Here is a 13,168-nt window from a genome sequence, read left to right on the forward strand (position 1 = left end):
TGCGGGGAAGCGATCAGGGATGAGCGACAACGCGAGCACAGCACGCCACGAGACGTCGACCCGCCTCTACTACGAGACCGGGGACGTGGACGCCTTCTACGACGCCGTGTGGGGCGGAGAGGACATCCACGTCGGCATCTACGACGACCCGCGGGAAGAGGTCGCAGCCGCCTCGCGCCGTACGGTGGAACACGCGGCAAACGCCGTTGCGGACCTGCTGGGACCCGATGCCGTGGTCCTCGATCTCGGCGCCGGATACGGAGGCTCGTCCCGGGTGCTGGCGGAGCGGTTCGGCTGCCGAGTGGTGGCGCTGGACCTGAGCGAGGAGCACAACCGCCGCCACCGCGCGGCCAACGCCCGCCACGGCCTCGACCACCTGATCGACGTCGTCACCGGTTCCCTCAACCATCTGCCCTTCGAGGCCGGGCGCTTCGATGTGGTGTGGTCCCTGGAAGTCCTGTGCCACGTAACTGACCGGGGCTGTGCGCTGGCGGAGGCGCTGCGGGTGCTGCAACCGGGAGGCGCGCTGGTGTTCTCCGACATCATGGTCGGCGAGACCACTCCGGCAGAGGCGGTACGCCCGGCGACTTCCCGTCTCGGCGTCCAGCGACTGGCCACCGTCTCGTCCTACCAGGAGCACCTGGACCGCCTCGCCGTGAAGGCCGACTTCGAGGACCTGACCGAGCATCTGGCCACCCACTACGCGCGCCTCGACCAAGAGGTCCGGGGGCGCACGGACCAGCTGCGGGAGGTGATCAGCGCGGCCTACCTCGACAGTCTGCTGGACAACCTTCCCCAGTGGGTCGACATCACGGGCCGCGGACTGCTGCGCTGGGGGCTCTTCCACGCCCGCCGTCCTGAGCGGGGGTAGCGGGGCGGGCGCGGTGCGGCGGGCCGGGACGCACACGGCGTCCCGGCCCGCGCGGGTCGGCATCAGGAGGCGGGCAGTTCACCCCGGACCGTACGGGCCGCGGCGACCAGGTTCTCCAGGGAGGCGCGGGTCTCGGGCCAGCCGCGGGTCTTCAGACCGCAGTCCGGGTTGACCCAGAGCCGCTCGGCGGGGATCGCCTCAAGGCCGGTGCGCAGCAGTGCGGCGGCCTCCTCGGCGCTGGGAACTCGGGGCGAGTGGATGTCGTAGACGCCGGGCCCGGCCTCGCGCGGGTAGCCGTGGGCGGCGAGTTCGCGGGCGACCTGCATGTGGGAGCGGGCCGCCTCCAGGCTGATGACGTCGGCGTCGAGGTCGTCGATGGCCTGGACGATGTCCCCGAACTCGGCGTAGCACATGTGGGTGTGGATCTGGGTGTCCGGACGGACCCCGGCGGTGGTGAGCCGGAACGCCTCCGTCGCCCAGGTGAGATAGCCGGGCCGGTCGGCGGCGCGCAGCGGCAGCGTCTCGCGCAGCGCGGGCTCGTCCACCTGGATCACGGAGGTGCCGGCGGCCTCCAGGTCCCGCACCTCGTCGCGCAGGGCGAGGGCGACCTGCCGGGCGGTGTCACCGAGGGGCTGGTCGTCGCGGACGAAGGACCAGGCGAGCATGGTGACCGGGCCGGTGAGCATGCCCTTGACCGGCTTGGCCGTCAGGGACTGGGCGTAGGACGTCCAGCGCACGGTCATCGGTTCGGGGCGGGAGATGTCACCGGCCAGGACGGGCGGGCGGACGTAACGGGTGCCGTAGGACTGCACCCAGCCGTGCTGGGTGGCGAGGTAGCCGGTCAGCTGTTCCGCGAAGTACTGCACCATGTCGTTGCGTTCGGCCTCGCCGTGGACCAGGACGTCGATGCCGGTCTTCTCCTGGAAGGCGATGACCTCCTGGATCTCGGCCTTGATGCGCTCTTCGTAGCCGGAGGTGTCGATGCGTCCGGCGCGCAGGTCGGCGCGGGCGGTCCGGAGTTCGCCGGTCTGCGGGAAGGAGCCGATGGTCGTGGTCGGCAGCAGCGGCAGTCCGAGGTGGGCGCGCTGGGCGGCGGCCCGTTCCGCGTACGGCTGGGCACGGCGTGCGTCGGCGTCCGTCACGGCCTCGGTACGGGCGCGGACGGCCGGGGCGCGGGTGATGGGGGAGTTCGCCCGGGAGGCCAGGTCGGCGCGGTTGGCGGCCAGTTCGGCCGTGATCGCTTCGGTGCCCTGGGCCAGCCCCTTGGCCAGGGTGACGATCTCGGCGGTCTTCTGCCGGGCGAAGGCGAGCCAGCGCAGGATCTGCGGCTCGATGTCCCGCTCGGCGGAGGCGTCCAGCGGTACGTGCAACAGCGAGCAGGAGGCGGCGACGTCGACCCGGTCGGCGAGTCCGAGGAGGGTGCCGAGCGTGGACAGGGACTTCCGCAGGTCGTTGATCCAGATGTTGCGGCCGTTGACGACCCCGGCGACCAGGCGCTTTCCGGGCAGTCCGCCGACGGCGGCCAGGGCGTCCAGGTGGGCGGCGGCGGCCTCGGTGAAGTCCAGGGCGAGGCCCTCGACCGGAGCCTTGGCCAGGACTGGCAGTGCGTCGCCCAGCCGGTCGAAGTAGGAGGCGACCAGCAGTTTCGGCCGGTCGGTGAGCGTGCCCAGCTCGCGGTAGGCGCGCTCGGCCGCGTTCAGCTCGGCCGGGGTGCGGTCCTCGACGAGAGCGGGCTCGTCCAGCTGGACCCATTCCGCGCCCGCCGCGCGCAGATCGGCGAGGACCTCGGCGTACACGGGCAGCAGCCGGTCCAGGAGGGTGAGCGGCTCGAAGTCGGCGGGCACGCCGGGGGCGGGCTTGGCGAGCAGGAGATAGGTGACCGGACCGACCAGTACGGGGCGGCCGGTCAGTCCCAGGGCGATGGCTTCCTTGAGCTCCGCGACCTGCTTGGCCGGGTTCGCGAGGAAGACGGTGTCCGGGCCCAACTCGGGTACGAGGTAGTGGTAATTGGTGTCGAACCACTTGGTCATCTCCAGCGGAGCGACCTCCTGGGTCCCGCGCGCCATGGCGAAGTAGCGGTCCAGGGCGTCGGCGTCGACCGCTCCGCGGTGCCGCTCGGGGACGGCGCCCACCATGACGGTGGTGTCCAGGACGTGGTCGTAGTACGAGAAGTCGCCGGTGGGCACCTCGTCGATGCCGGCCTCGGCGAGCTGCTGCCAGTTGGCCCGACGAAGGTCGCTGGCGGTGGCACGGAGGGCGTCGGCGGTGGTGCGGCCCTTCCAGTAGCCCTCGATGGCCTTCTTCAGTTCCCGGTTCTGGCCCTGGCGGGGGTAGCCGTACACGGTGGCCCGTGCTGCCGCGGCTGCGGACGTGCTGGTCACGGAGATCTCCTTCGCGAGATGAATCCCTGAGATCCCGGAGACGGGACGTGAGCGCGAAGGGAATGACGAACCGGACGGCAACGACCCCGCGCGGCAACAGGCACGGTTGTTCCGTCTGGTATGTACGCCGACCCGCCCACGAGGTCACCGGGATGTCCGCGCACGGAACGGTCCGTACGCGGGCAACGGGCAGGTCTTCGGACTCGCGGGCACGCCTGCCGGTCTCCCGGCGGACACCTACTGGCCGTCGCTTCCCAGACCCGGCCGGGCCCAGTGCGTATGACGGCGGTCGTTCCCGCTCACCGCTGCGGGGCAGTCCCGGATTCCCACCGGGTTCCCTCTTACGACGCGCCTGTCTGGCGGACAGGGCGAACCAGCTGCAATGACCACCCTACGGGGTACTGCCGGAAAAGAAGAGCGTGATCCGGCATCCGGGTTGTGGGACCGCGCACTTGGGGCGAGCCGGGGGTGCGGGATGCCCTGCACGGTGCCGCTGGGGATCCTCGTGGCCGCCGATGACGGGAACGGGCGGAGGATTCCGGTCAGACTGGGTGCATGGACGTTGACGTACAGGCTTACATCGACGGCATCGCGCCCGAGCACCGTGCGCTGTTCGACCGGGTGCACCGGCTGATCGTGACGGTGTTTCCCCAGGTGAACCCTGTCCTGTCCTACGGGATGCCGACCTATCGGGTCGGCGGCCGAAAGCTGCATGTCGGAGTGTGGCGGCACGGGATCTCGCTCTACGGATGGGACAAGGACCGGGCGGCCGGTTTCATCGCACGCCATCCCGGTCTCGCCAGCGGGAAGGGGACGATCCGGCTGCGCTCGCAGGATGCGGCGGAGCTCAGCGACGAGGAGCTGGGCGGCCTCGTCCGGGCCTCATTGGCAGCGTGAGGGCGCGCGTACGGTTGAGTGGGCAGGCGGGCGCGGGGCGGGCAGCCGGTCTTCTGGAGCGGGCCTCGGACCGCGTCCGCTGACGCGGCGACCGCGTGATCAGGGTCCGTCCGGTGTGGCGAACGCCGCCCGGTATGCCTGTGGGCTGGTGGCCAGGCGGGACGCGAAGTGCTGGCGCATGGTGACCTCGCTGCCGAAGCCCGCACGCCGTGCGACCTCCGGCATGGACAGGTCGGTGCGCTCCAGGAGCTTCTGGGCCGCCGCGACCCGGCGGTCCAGCAGCCAGCGCAGCGGGGTGGTGCCGGTGGCCGAGGCGAAGTGCCGGGCGAAGGAGCGCGGGGACATCCCGGCACGGGCGGCGAGGTCGGCCACGGAGAGCGGTTCGTCGAGGTGGGCCAGGGCGTAGGCGCGCGCCGCCGCAAGGGAGTCGGCGTCGCGGTCGGCGGGCGGAGTCGGATGCTCGATGAACTGGGCCTGGGCGCCGGTCCGGAACGGGGCGGTGACCATGGAGCGGGCGACCGTCGACGCCGCCTCCGCGCCGTGTTGGGTGCGCACCAGATGGAGGCACAGGTCGATGCCGGCCGCGGTACCGGCGGACGTCCACACGTTGCCGTCCTCCAGGAACAGGGCGTCCGGCTCGACCCTCACCTGCGGGTGGCGGGCCCGCAGTTCGTCGGCCAGGGCCCAGTGGGTCAGTGCCCGGCGCCCGTCCAGCAGTCCCGCTTGCGCGAGGGTGAAGGCGCCGCCGCACAGTGCGGCGATGGTGGTGCCCCGCGCATGGGCGCGACGCAGCGCCGCGAGGACCGGCTCGGGGGCGGGAGTGACGTGGTCGTCCAGGCCCGGGACCAGGATCAACTCGGCGCGGGGCAGCCAGGCGAGAGTGCGGTCGGGAGTGAGCTCGAGCCCGCCGCGCATCGGCACGGGCGTGCGGTCGGCGGCGACCCTGCGCAGCTCGAAGGCGGGCACGCCCCGGTCGGTGCGGTCCGCGCCCCACACCTCAGTGATCACCGAGACGTCGAAGGCCCGGATGCCGGGGAAGGCGAGCAGGGCGATGCGGTGCGGCGCCGCCGGTCGGGTCATGGTGGCAGTAAACCATCGATCGCTGTCTTCCTGCCTTCTGGGATCCTGTGCGGCGGGGCGGCAGGATCGTGGGCATGGAGATCACACGGAACGCAGCGCTGGTAGTGGTGGACGTGCAGAAGGGCTTCGACGAGTCGGAGTTCTGGGGCCCGCGCGACAACCCGGCCGCCGACGGCAACATCGCCGCTCTCATCACGGCCTGGCAGGACACGGGCCGTCCCGTCGTCTTCGTGCGCCACGACTCGGACAAGCCCGGCTCGCCCCTGCGCGGCGGATCCGAGGGCAACGGCTTCAAGGAGTACGTCGAGGAGCGGCGCGGCAAGGGGAGCGGACCGGAACTGCTGGTCACCAAGTCCGTGAACTCGGCGTTCTACGGCACCCCGGACCTCCACGAATGGTTGAAGGCGGCGGGCATCCACCAGGTCGTGCTGGTCGGCATCCAGACCAACATGTGCGTGGAGACCACCGCACGTATGGGCGGCAACCTCGGCTACGACGTCCTGGTCGCGCTCGACGCCACCCACACCTTCGACCTGACCGGCCCCAACGGCTGGCGCCTGACGGCCGACGAACTGGCCAAGGCGAGCGCCGTCTCGCTCCACGGCGGAGGCTTCGCCCAGGTCGTGACGACCGCCGAACTGATCGGTGCCGCCCGCTCCTGAGCGCCGGTCCGTACACCATGAGATGCCGTCGCACGGCGGGAAGGCACTGTCCCGCCGTGCGACGGCATCGCATCACGACAGCGGAGCGGGCTCCTCCGGGGTGAGCGAGTTGCCGCCGGCGATGTGGCCGCAGTCGGACGGGGCCGTGCGGCCGGCGAAGCGGTCGTTGAGCCAGCCCAGCGCGACGGGCGCCCAGGCGACGGTCGCGCCCGTGTGGCTCAGCAGCTCGTACTGGTTGTACTTGACGGCGGAGCGGCCGGTGGCGCAGTACTGACGGGCGAGCGAGCGCACGTCGCCCGCGACCATCACACCGTCACCCGTGCCGATGCCCGAGCGGTTGCTGAAGGTCCCCTCGAAGACACCCCCGTTGCCCTGGCCGATGAAGCCGGGGACGGTCGGGGTGGCGGCGGAGCCGAGGTTGAGCCTGTTCATCGCCGTCACGAAGGCGGGGATCGAGTTGGGGTTGGCGTACTCCGGCTTGGCCATCTTCTTCCAGGTCAGCCCCGGGTAGTGGCCGAGCGCGTTGATGATCGAGCCGCGCTCCAGGTCCTTGTAGACGCTCAGGCCGTAGCTGTTGAGGTAGCTCTTGAGGTCGATGTCGTACGAGCGCGAGACGCCGATGACGGCCATGGGGATGACGCCGGTCCAGACCAGCGAGCCGTCGACGTACTTCAGGTTGTGCGCCGGGTCCACGAGCAGGCCGCCCTCGGCGTACCCGACCAGTCGGCGGTTCACGTCCGGCGCGTAGCTCGGCGCGAGCGCGGCGGCCCAGTTGGTCGCGATGGCGCCGCCCGAGTAGCCGATGAGGCCGAACGAGGTGTGGGAGTCCAGCCCGGTCTCGGCCGCCTTCGTGGCGGCGCGGATGGAGTCCAGGGTGTTGGTGCCGTACTCCGGCCCGGCGGCGAAGTTCGCCTGCTGCCCCTCGGTGTCCGGGATGACGAGGTTGTAACCCTTCAGCAGCAGCGGCGCGATGAGGAGGGACTCCGCGTTGGGGATCGTGCCGCCCAGGGTGACACCGCCGGCGATCGCGCGGGAGGGGCTGTCCTCCGGGTTGAGCGAGTCGTAGAACGACTGGTAGGAGACGGCCTTGCTGCTGTCACCCGTCAGGCTGCGCACCACCGTGGTCACGTTGGCGGCCGGGCGGCCCTGGGCGTCGGTGGTGCGGTACAGCAGCTGGACCGCCTTGAGCGGCGTGGGGATGCCGAGGACGTGGTACGGCAGGGTCCGCGTCTTCAGGACCGTGCCCGGCGCGAACGAGGACAGCGGCTCGCTGCCGGTATACGCGTAGAACGAGTCGCTGGCCGACGCCGAGGCCGAGGTCCTGGCGGCGGCCGGAGTGGCGGCGGCGGAGGTGGCGGCCGGGACGGCGGCCATGGCCGCGGCCGTGGCGACGGCGATGGAGAGGAGGCGGACGGCTGCCTTGGACATGCGTTCCTCGATTCCTGGGTGGGGGTCCGACGCACCGGCTGGGGGTCCGGTACGCGGTACGTCGGGCCGGGGCGGGCGGGCCCCCGGCAGGGGATTTCGTGAACGATGCGGCCGAGGCCCTGCCACATCTGGTCATCCACTAGCGAGTCGTGTTACCAACCAGTAGGTGATGTCCCGGAAACATCATGGTGCCGGTCAGCGGCCAAGTCTCCGGGGTGGGGAACAGAGATGTGCGAGGTGGATTGTGACCGGCTCCAACGCGGTGGAACGGGACCGAGTGCCGCGGTTCGGCGGCGTGCCGGTGCACAAGCGGCTCCAGGACGCGGCCGGTGCGCTGGAGCGCGCCGTGATGATCCGGCTGGTCGAGCGGCTCCCCGTATACGGAACGCTGCCGGCGGAGCACCTCGGCGGCGACATCGCCAAGCAGGTGACCCTCGGTATACGGAGCTTCGCGGCGGTCCTGTCCACCGGGGAGATGCCCGGACAGGCGGAGGCCGCGGCCGTCCGCGAGTCGTCGGCCCGGCGCGCCGACGAGGGCGTACCGCTGGAGGCCGTCGTCGGCGCCTACCACCTCGGGGCGGAAGAGTGCGCCGCCCAGGTCTTCTCGGCGGCCGAACCGGGTGACCTGGCCGACGTACTGCTGGTGCAGCGCCAAATGCTCGCGTATCTGCGGCTGGTGAGCTGCGAGGTGGCCGCCGGGTACGTGCAGGAGCGGCAGACGGCGCTGAGCGACGAGCAGGTCGCGCTGCAGTCGCTGCTGTCGCGGCTGCTGGAGGGCGGCAGTCCCCAGGGCGCGGCGGACCGGGCGGGCATCCAACTGCCGGCCAGCTACCTGGTGCTGAGCATCGCGGTGGGGCCGCACCCGGACGAACTGGTCCCCGGTGTGAACCACGCGGTCGCCGCGCGCCGCAAACTCCGGCGCCTGCGCCATGAGATCCAGCGCCAGACGACGGGCGTTCCGCTCTCCGTCCTGTCCGGCGCGGGCGGGCTGGTCCTCATCCCGTACGCGACCGCAGCCGCCGACTTCGGCCCGGCGGACCGGGCCCGGCTGTGCGATCTGGTCGAGCAACTCGGCCGGATGTGCGGCGCCGAACTGCTGGCGGCGGCGACTACCGCGGCGCCCGAGGGGGTCGCCGAGGCCGCCCGGCTGGCGGGGGAGGTGCGCGCGGTGGCGGAGGCGTCCGGGCGGGGACCCGGGCTGTATCAGCTCGACGATGTGCTGCTGGAGTACCAGTTGAGTCGGCCGAGCCCGGCGAGGGCGGGACTGGCCGCCCTGCTCGACCCGCTGGACGACCGCCCGGAACTGCTCGACACACTGCGGGCCTTCCTGGCGCGAGGACTCGACCGCCGCCAGGCCGCGGCTCAGCTCCAGGTGCACCCGAACACGGTCGACTACCGCCTGCGCAAGGCCACGGAACTCACCGGCCTGGACGCTTCCCGGGGCGCCGACACCCTGACCCTGCGCGCCGCCCTGGCCGCGCATGACGCGGTACGGCAGGCCGAGGTGGAGGCGAACGGGCCGTGATGTCCGTGTCGTCGGCTCAGGGCGCGATGTCCACCAGGGCCTTGCCGATCGTGCCGTTCTCCACCGTGCGGTGTGCATCGGCCGTGCGGTCGAGCGGGAAGCGGACCAGTGGCAGGCCGTGCTCTTCGCCGACCGGCAGGGCGCCGGCGCGGATTGCGGCGGCGACGTCTTCGGCGGCGGCTGTGCGCGCCTGTGGACCGGCGGTGTAGAGCACCAGGAACTGTAGCCGTGTGTTGAGCACCATGTTTTGCAGCACGTTGACCTCGACCGGCTTGCCGCCTTCGTCGGCGTAGGTCGAGATCGTGCCGCGGGCCCGCAGCACCGCCAGATCCAGTGTGAGGTTCGCACCCAGTGCTACTTCGGCGATGATGTCGACGCCGTCCGGGGCGACCGCGCGGATGGCGGCGGCCGGGTTGCCCTCGAGATAGTTGACCACGTGGTGTGCCCCGGCGGCGGTAGCGAGCTTGGCTTTGCGTGGACTGCTGACCGTGCTGATGACGGTCGCGCCGGCCCAGCGGGCGAGTTGGATCACCGCGTGTCCGACTGCGCCGGCCCCGCCGGCGGCCAGGACCACGGCGCCGTCGAGCGCCCCGGGTCGCAAGCGGCGTGGTCCGTCCTCGGCGACGGTGAGCGCGCGGTGTGCGGTGAGTGCGGGCACGCCGAGCGAGGCGCCGATGTCGAAGCTGATCCCGTCGGGCAGTGCCACGGCCCGTTCGGCGGGCACCACGGTGAACTCGGCGGCGGTGCCGGTGGGGCGGCCGGTGTCCTTCGATACCGACTTGTACTGCGGCCGGAGCACCGTCGAACGGTGCGTCAACAAGATCCAAGCCTGGCGTGGCCTGGCCACCCGCTGTGACAAGACACCCGGTAGCCACATGGCGGAGCTCCAACTACGCGGATCGCTGATCTGGATCCGAAGCCTCCGCCCCGCTCCATGAACACAACTCCAGACCGGGCCTAGTGCAGACCCACGCCAGCCACCCGCGTGGTTCCGGCCTCGATTCGGCTTCGGTTCCATTCCCGGCGTCAGCCCCTATAAGCGGTGTGCGAGATTCCGTGTGCGCAGGCTGTCGGAGACATGAAATTTTCTATGCCGTCGTTGCGTGTGTCGATTTGCCTAGGGCTTCGATGTGTGCGTTTAGTCCTGTCCCGGACGGTGAGTGCGGCGAAGTGCCTGAGCCCGTCGTGGGGTCAGCGATGGCCCGTGGTCGTTGAGGAGAGGGGGAGGCAGCACGAGAGGCGTTGCGACTGTCCTCGCTGTCTGATTGCCTACGTGCCATATCGACAGGAGTATGACCGAATCGTTCACGATGGGGGTGGGGCGGAGGCGGAGATTCGGTTCTGCCCAGTCGGTGGCTCACCTCGCGAGTCGAGCGCAACTGATTTCCATGGTTGCCGAGCCCGTGGCAGCAAGTGAGAGCCGCATGGGCTCGTGGGTTTCGGCGGATGGCCGAGCGCAGCACTCGCGGGCAGGGGAGGGGAGGTGGCCTGGCCTGATATGAAATCTTCTATCGGCCAGAAGAGAAAACCGATGGCTGCACGATGAGTCCTTGAGGTCTCTTGTAGATTCGTCGCTCTGACAGGAAATGCGAGGCGCCGTCGGCCGTTTCCTTGTCGGAGACGTCCCGTTGAGGTGTCCTGGCGCGCGTACGGCGGTTCCGGATGGGAACCCAGGTGTGTGCAGGTGCGCGCGTGTTGCCTCGGCTCTGGTCGGACTGTTGATTTTGCTTATGTTGAGGAGTTGTTGTGTCCCCTGCCCGTGACCGCGTACCTGTTCAAGGGACGTCCGCAGATTCCTCCACCAGGGGGAGGGCGCGCGCGAGCCTGGTGGAGAGGGTGCTGGGGGGTGTTCCCACGGAGGCGTCTCTGGAAAAGGTCGCTCTTAATCCGGCCAATCCGAGGGAGAGCCTCGACGAGGAGTACATAGCCCAGCTGGCGGCGAATATGCGACAGGTGGGTCAGATCCAGCCGGCGACCGTCATGACCCGGGTCGCCTTTCTCATCGCGAACCCCGAATACCGTGACGCCGTGCCGACGGTGGCCGACTTCGTCCTGCTGGACGGCCACTGCCGCCTGGCAGCAGCCAAGTCCGCCGGTTTGCAGCGGTTGAAGATAGCTCCGGACGACTCGGCCGCCGGAACTCCGGAGGACATCCTAACCGCCGCACTGAGTGCCAATCACTTCCGGAAAGATCTGAGCTACATAGAGGAGGCGCGGGCCCTGGAAGTCCTGGTGACTTACCACGGGAGTGCGTCCGCCGTCGCCGAAGCGTTGGGGGGAAAGCTCAACACCAGCTGGATCTCCCAGCGCAGGGCCCTGCTCGCGCTGCCGGAAGACATTCAGGAGCGGGTCGACGCGCGGGAGATCCCACTGGAGATCGCCCGGGCGGCCGGGCACAAGGACCCGCAGGAACAACGGGCTTTCGTCGAAACGAAACTGGCCGAACGAGAAGTGGCGCGGGCCCAGAAGGCCCGGCATCGTGGGCGGGCGGCCACGGCGGTCGATGGTCAGGGCGACGCGGTCGCCCCGGCGGCTACTGACGTTTACGCCGTAAACGACTCCGACCCCAGTGGCGCGCGACAGTTGCCGTCCGCGCGGCCGTCCGCGGCGTCCGCTTTGGAAGAGGGCGCAGCCCCGTTGGGTGCAGACGCGCATGCGCCGCTGGACTGGAGCAGCCCAGGGGCCGTGGCTCTGGCCATTCGTGCTCGTATGGGGGTTGAGAAGGCGAGGCAGGTTGCGCGGGAGCTCCTCGACGGGTTTGCAGCCGGAGTGTGATCCGGTGAGGAGGGGCGGATGGGCCTACTGAGGTTGTGGGTGTGATGTCGTGGAGAGGTGGCGCGCGGGACAGTCCAACACCGCCTTCACCGACCCCGACCACCTGATACGCGTGCTCCGCCACAGACTCCGCGAACTCCAGTACCGCCCCGACCTCCTCGACGGATGCCTCGCCGGAACCGGCCTCACACTCACGACATCCCGCCCACAACCTCAGTAATAGGGGACTCGGCCGCGTCCTCAATGGCGTCGCTGCCTCCGCCCACGCCCGTACCGGCAGGTGTGCGCCGTGGCGGTAGATGACGTGAGTGAGTTGGCGCGCGCCCGACCGCGCTTGCCGCAGGCTGGCTGTGGTGACGTGCCGCACAGCTGTGGGTATGCGAAACCGGTATATAGCGTCGCATAACAAGACCATCGCCATGATGAGTGATCTTTAACCGATCACCGCTTGTGCGAATTTCGACCTAGAGTGATTGAAAATTCTGTGATCTAGGATCAAAAGCGCTGATCAGCGGCTGATCGGCGCCTGAAACAACCGAGGTTTCACCGCATGAAGTTCCAGCACCTCGCGGGTGCCGTCCTGGCCACGGCAGTCGCGCCTGTCGTCTTCCTGGCCCCGCCCGCATTCGCCGACCCCGCAGCCGAACCCACGGCGTCCGTGCAGCCGGAGACGGGGGACAAGCCCGTCGAGAAGAAGAAGCTCCCGGTGGTGCCGCTGACCCTCTCCAGCGACGAGAGCGTCGTCCCGGGGGAATGGCTCCACTTGCGGCTGGACCTGAGCAACCCGGACCCCGCCGAACTGTCCGGCATGCGGCTGGCCTTCGTGACGGGTACGAACATGCACATCCCGCGGAAGGAGGACTTCGAGACCGCCATCAGGTTCGAGCAGCGGACTGAGAACGGTTCTTGGAAGTCGCTCGACCGCGAGCCCGGCCGGGACGACTTCAACGAGTTCTTTCTCGACGTCCCGACGATGCCCCAGGGCGGAAAGCTGTCGATCCAGCTTCGGCTGCGCTACGAGCCGCGGTTGCTGAGCGACACGGCAGTCAGCGGGTTCATCTACCCGAGCGTTGCCAAGCGGATGCCGGACCGTGAGCCGGACCGGTACCCCTTCCACCACTGGAAGTGGATCCTCCCCACCCCCAGCCCCAAGCCCACCCCGGGCAAGACGGAGTCGGGCAAGCCTGACACCGGCAAGCCGAAGCCGCAGCCGACCGCGACCACGGCGAAGCCGTCGAGCACCACGAGCAGCCACCCCACCCCGAACGGTGGCTCGAAGGCGACGTCGACCGCCACCACGACCGGCGCACCGGCCGGTGCCGGTGGTACCGGTAGCGCTGGTGGCGACCTGGCTGCCACCGGAGCGGGCGGCGCCCTCCCGTGGGCCGCCGGCGCCGGAGCGGTCGCAGTCGCCCTTGGCGCTGGGCTCTTCCTGAAGACCCGTGACCGCCGGACGCGGGCACACTGACGTACGCGTTTCCAGAGCCCGTGGGCCGGAGTGGCAGAGCGCCACTCCGGCCCACGGTTTTTCGGGGTGATCCTCTGCTTG

At 70.1% G+C, this 13,168-nt stretch carries 10 protein-coding genes, 1 pseudogene and 1 riboswitch; of the genes and pseudogenes, 7 read left to right on the forward strand and 4 right to left on the reverse strand.

Annotation, left to right across the window (positions count from 1 at the left end):
- Positions 1 to 19 precede the first annotated feature (19 nt).
- On the forward strand, positions 20 to 871 hold the full coding sequence (locus AB5J87_RS35510) for a cyclopropane-fatty-acyl-phospholipid synthase family protein (protein ID WP_369382870.1): 852 nt from the start codon (positions 20 to 22) through the stop codon (positions 869 to 871).
- A 62-nt stretch (positions 872 to 933) separates the two neighbouring features.
- On the opposite strand, the gene metE is transcribed toward AB5J87_RS35510, so the two are convergent.
- Complete coding sequence (gene metE, locus AB5J87_RS35515; protein WP_369382871.1) at positions 934 to 3,252, reverse strand: 5-methyltetrahydropteroyltriglutamate--homocysteine S-methyltransferase; 2,319 nt, start codon at positions 3,250 to 3,252, stop codon at positions 934 to 936.
- 170 nt (positions 3,253 to 3,422) lie between these two features.
- Positions 3,423 to 3,645, reverse strand: a riboswitch (cobalamin riboswitch).
- A 162-nt stretch (positions 3,646 to 3,807) separates the two neighbouring features.
- Here metE and AB5J87_RS35520 point away from each other — a divergent pair.
- On the forward strand, positions 3,808 to 4,149 hold the full coding sequence (locus AB5J87_RS35520) for an iron chaperone (protein WP_369382872.1): 342 nt from the start codon (positions 3,808 to 3,810) through the stop codon (positions 4,147 to 4,149).
- Between the two features lie 99 nt (positions 4,150 to 4,248).
- On the opposite strand, the gene AB5J87_RS35525 is transcribed toward AB5J87_RS35520, so the two are convergent.
- Positions 4,249 to 5,229: a GlxA family transcriptional regulator gene (locus tag AB5J87_RS35525; protein WP_369382873.1), complete on the reverse strand. Its 981-nt coding sequence runs from the start codon at positions 5,227 to 5,229 to the stop codon at positions 4,249 to 4,251.
- 74 nt (positions 5,230 to 5,303) lie between these two features.
- Here AB5J87_RS35525 and AB5J87_RS35530 point away from each other — a divergent pair, with 74 nt between their 5' ends.
- Positions 5,304 to 5,891 (forward strand): cysteine hydrolase family protein, encoded by a 588-nt coding sequence (locus tag AB5J87_RS35530; RefSeq protein ID WP_369382874.1) that lies wholly within the window; start codon positions 5,304 to 5,306, stop codon positions 5,889 to 5,891.
- A gap of 72 nt (positions 5,892 to 5,963) precedes the next feature.
- Here AB5J87_RS35530 and AB5J87_RS35535 read toward each other — a convergent pair whose 3' ends face one another.
- A complete protein-coding gene (locus AB5J87_RS35535; RefSeq protein WP_369382875.1) occupies positions 5,964 to 7,319 on the reverse strand; it encodes a lipase family protein in 1,356 nt (451 codons plus the stop codon).
- Between the two features lie 244 nt (positions 7,320 to 7,563).
- Between AB5J87_RS35535 and AB5J87_RS35540 the strand changes: the two genes are divergently transcribed.
- Positions 7,564 to 8,844 (forward strand): PucR family transcriptional regulator, encoded by a 1,281-nt coding sequence (locus tag AB5J87_RS35540; RefSeq protein WP_369382876.1) that lies wholly within the window; start codon positions 7,564 to 7,566, stop codon positions 8,842 to 8,844.
- 16 nt (positions 8,845 to 8,860) lie between these two features.
- Here the strand turns inward: AB5J87_RS35540 and AB5J87_RS35545 are convergent, their stop codons facing one another.
- On the reverse strand, positions 8,861 to 9,664 hold the full coding sequence (locus tag AB5J87_RS35545) for a zinc-binding dehydrogenase (protein ID WP_369382877.1): 804 nt from the start codon (positions 9,662 to 9,664) through the stop codon (positions 8,861 to 8,863).
- On the opposite strand from AB5J87_RS35545, the pseudogene AB5J87_RS35550 reads away from it, so the two are divergent.
- The 3 genes and pseudogenes from AB5J87_RS35550 to AB5J87_RS35560 all read left to right on the forward strand — a co-directional run.
- A pseudogene (locus tag AB5J87_RS35550) lies at positions 9,597 to 9,782 on the forward strand (IS5/IS1182 family transposase); the annotation flags it as partial. The gene AB5J87_RS35545 and the pseudogene AB5J87_RS35550 sit on opposite strands and share 68 nt — an antisense overlap.
- Before the next feature lie 898 nt (positions 9,783 to 10,680).
- Positions 10,681 to 11,619 (forward strand): ParB/RepB/Spo0J family partition protein, encoded by a 939-nt coding sequence (locus tag AB5J87_RS35555; protein ID WP_369383757.1) that lies wholly within the window; start codon positions 10,681 to 10,683, stop codon positions 11,617 to 11,619.
- A gap of 550 nt (positions 11,620 to 12,169) precedes the next feature.
- Entirely contained in the window at positions 12,170 to 13,087 is a 918-nt protein-coding gene (locus AB5J87_RS35560; protein WP_369382878.1) for a hypothetical protein, read from the forward strand.
- Positions 13,088 to 13,168 lie beyond the last annotated feature (81 nt).

The organism is Streptomyces sp. cg36 (assembly GCF_041080675.1).
In the GTDB taxonomy this organism is placed as follows: domain Bacteria; phylum Actinomycetota; class Actinomycetes; order Streptomycetales; family Streptomycetaceae; genus Streptomyces.

What these genes read in the sequence shown, in the direction of transcription:
- AB5J87_RS35535 (WP_369382875.1), bottom strand. Translation starts at nt 7,319, where the DNA reads ATGTCCAAGGCAGCCGTCCGCCTCCTCTCCATCGCCGTCGCCACGGCC.
- AB5J87_RS35520 (WP_369382872.1), top strand. Translation starts at nt 3,808, where the DNA reads ATGGACGTTGACGTACAGGCTTACATCGACGGCATCGCGCCCGAGCAC.
- AB5J87_RS35530 (WP_369382874.1), top strand. Translation starts at nt 5,304, where the DNA reads ATGGAGATCACACGGAACGCAGCGCTGGTAGTGGTGGACGTGCAGAAG.
- AB5J87_RS35525 (WP_369382873.1), bottom strand. Translation starts at nt 5,229, where the DNA reads ATGACCCGACCGGCGGCGCCGCACCGCATCGCCCTGCTCGCCTTCCCC.
- AB5J87_RS35560 (WP_369382878.1), top strand. Translation starts at nt 12,170, where the DNA reads ATGAAGTTCCAGCACCTCGCGGGTGCCGTCCTGGCCACGGCAGTCGCG.
- AB5J87_RS35510 (WP_369382870.1), top strand. Translation starts at nt 20, where the DNA reads ATGAGCGACAACGCGAGCACAGCACGCCACGAGACGTCGACCCGCCTC.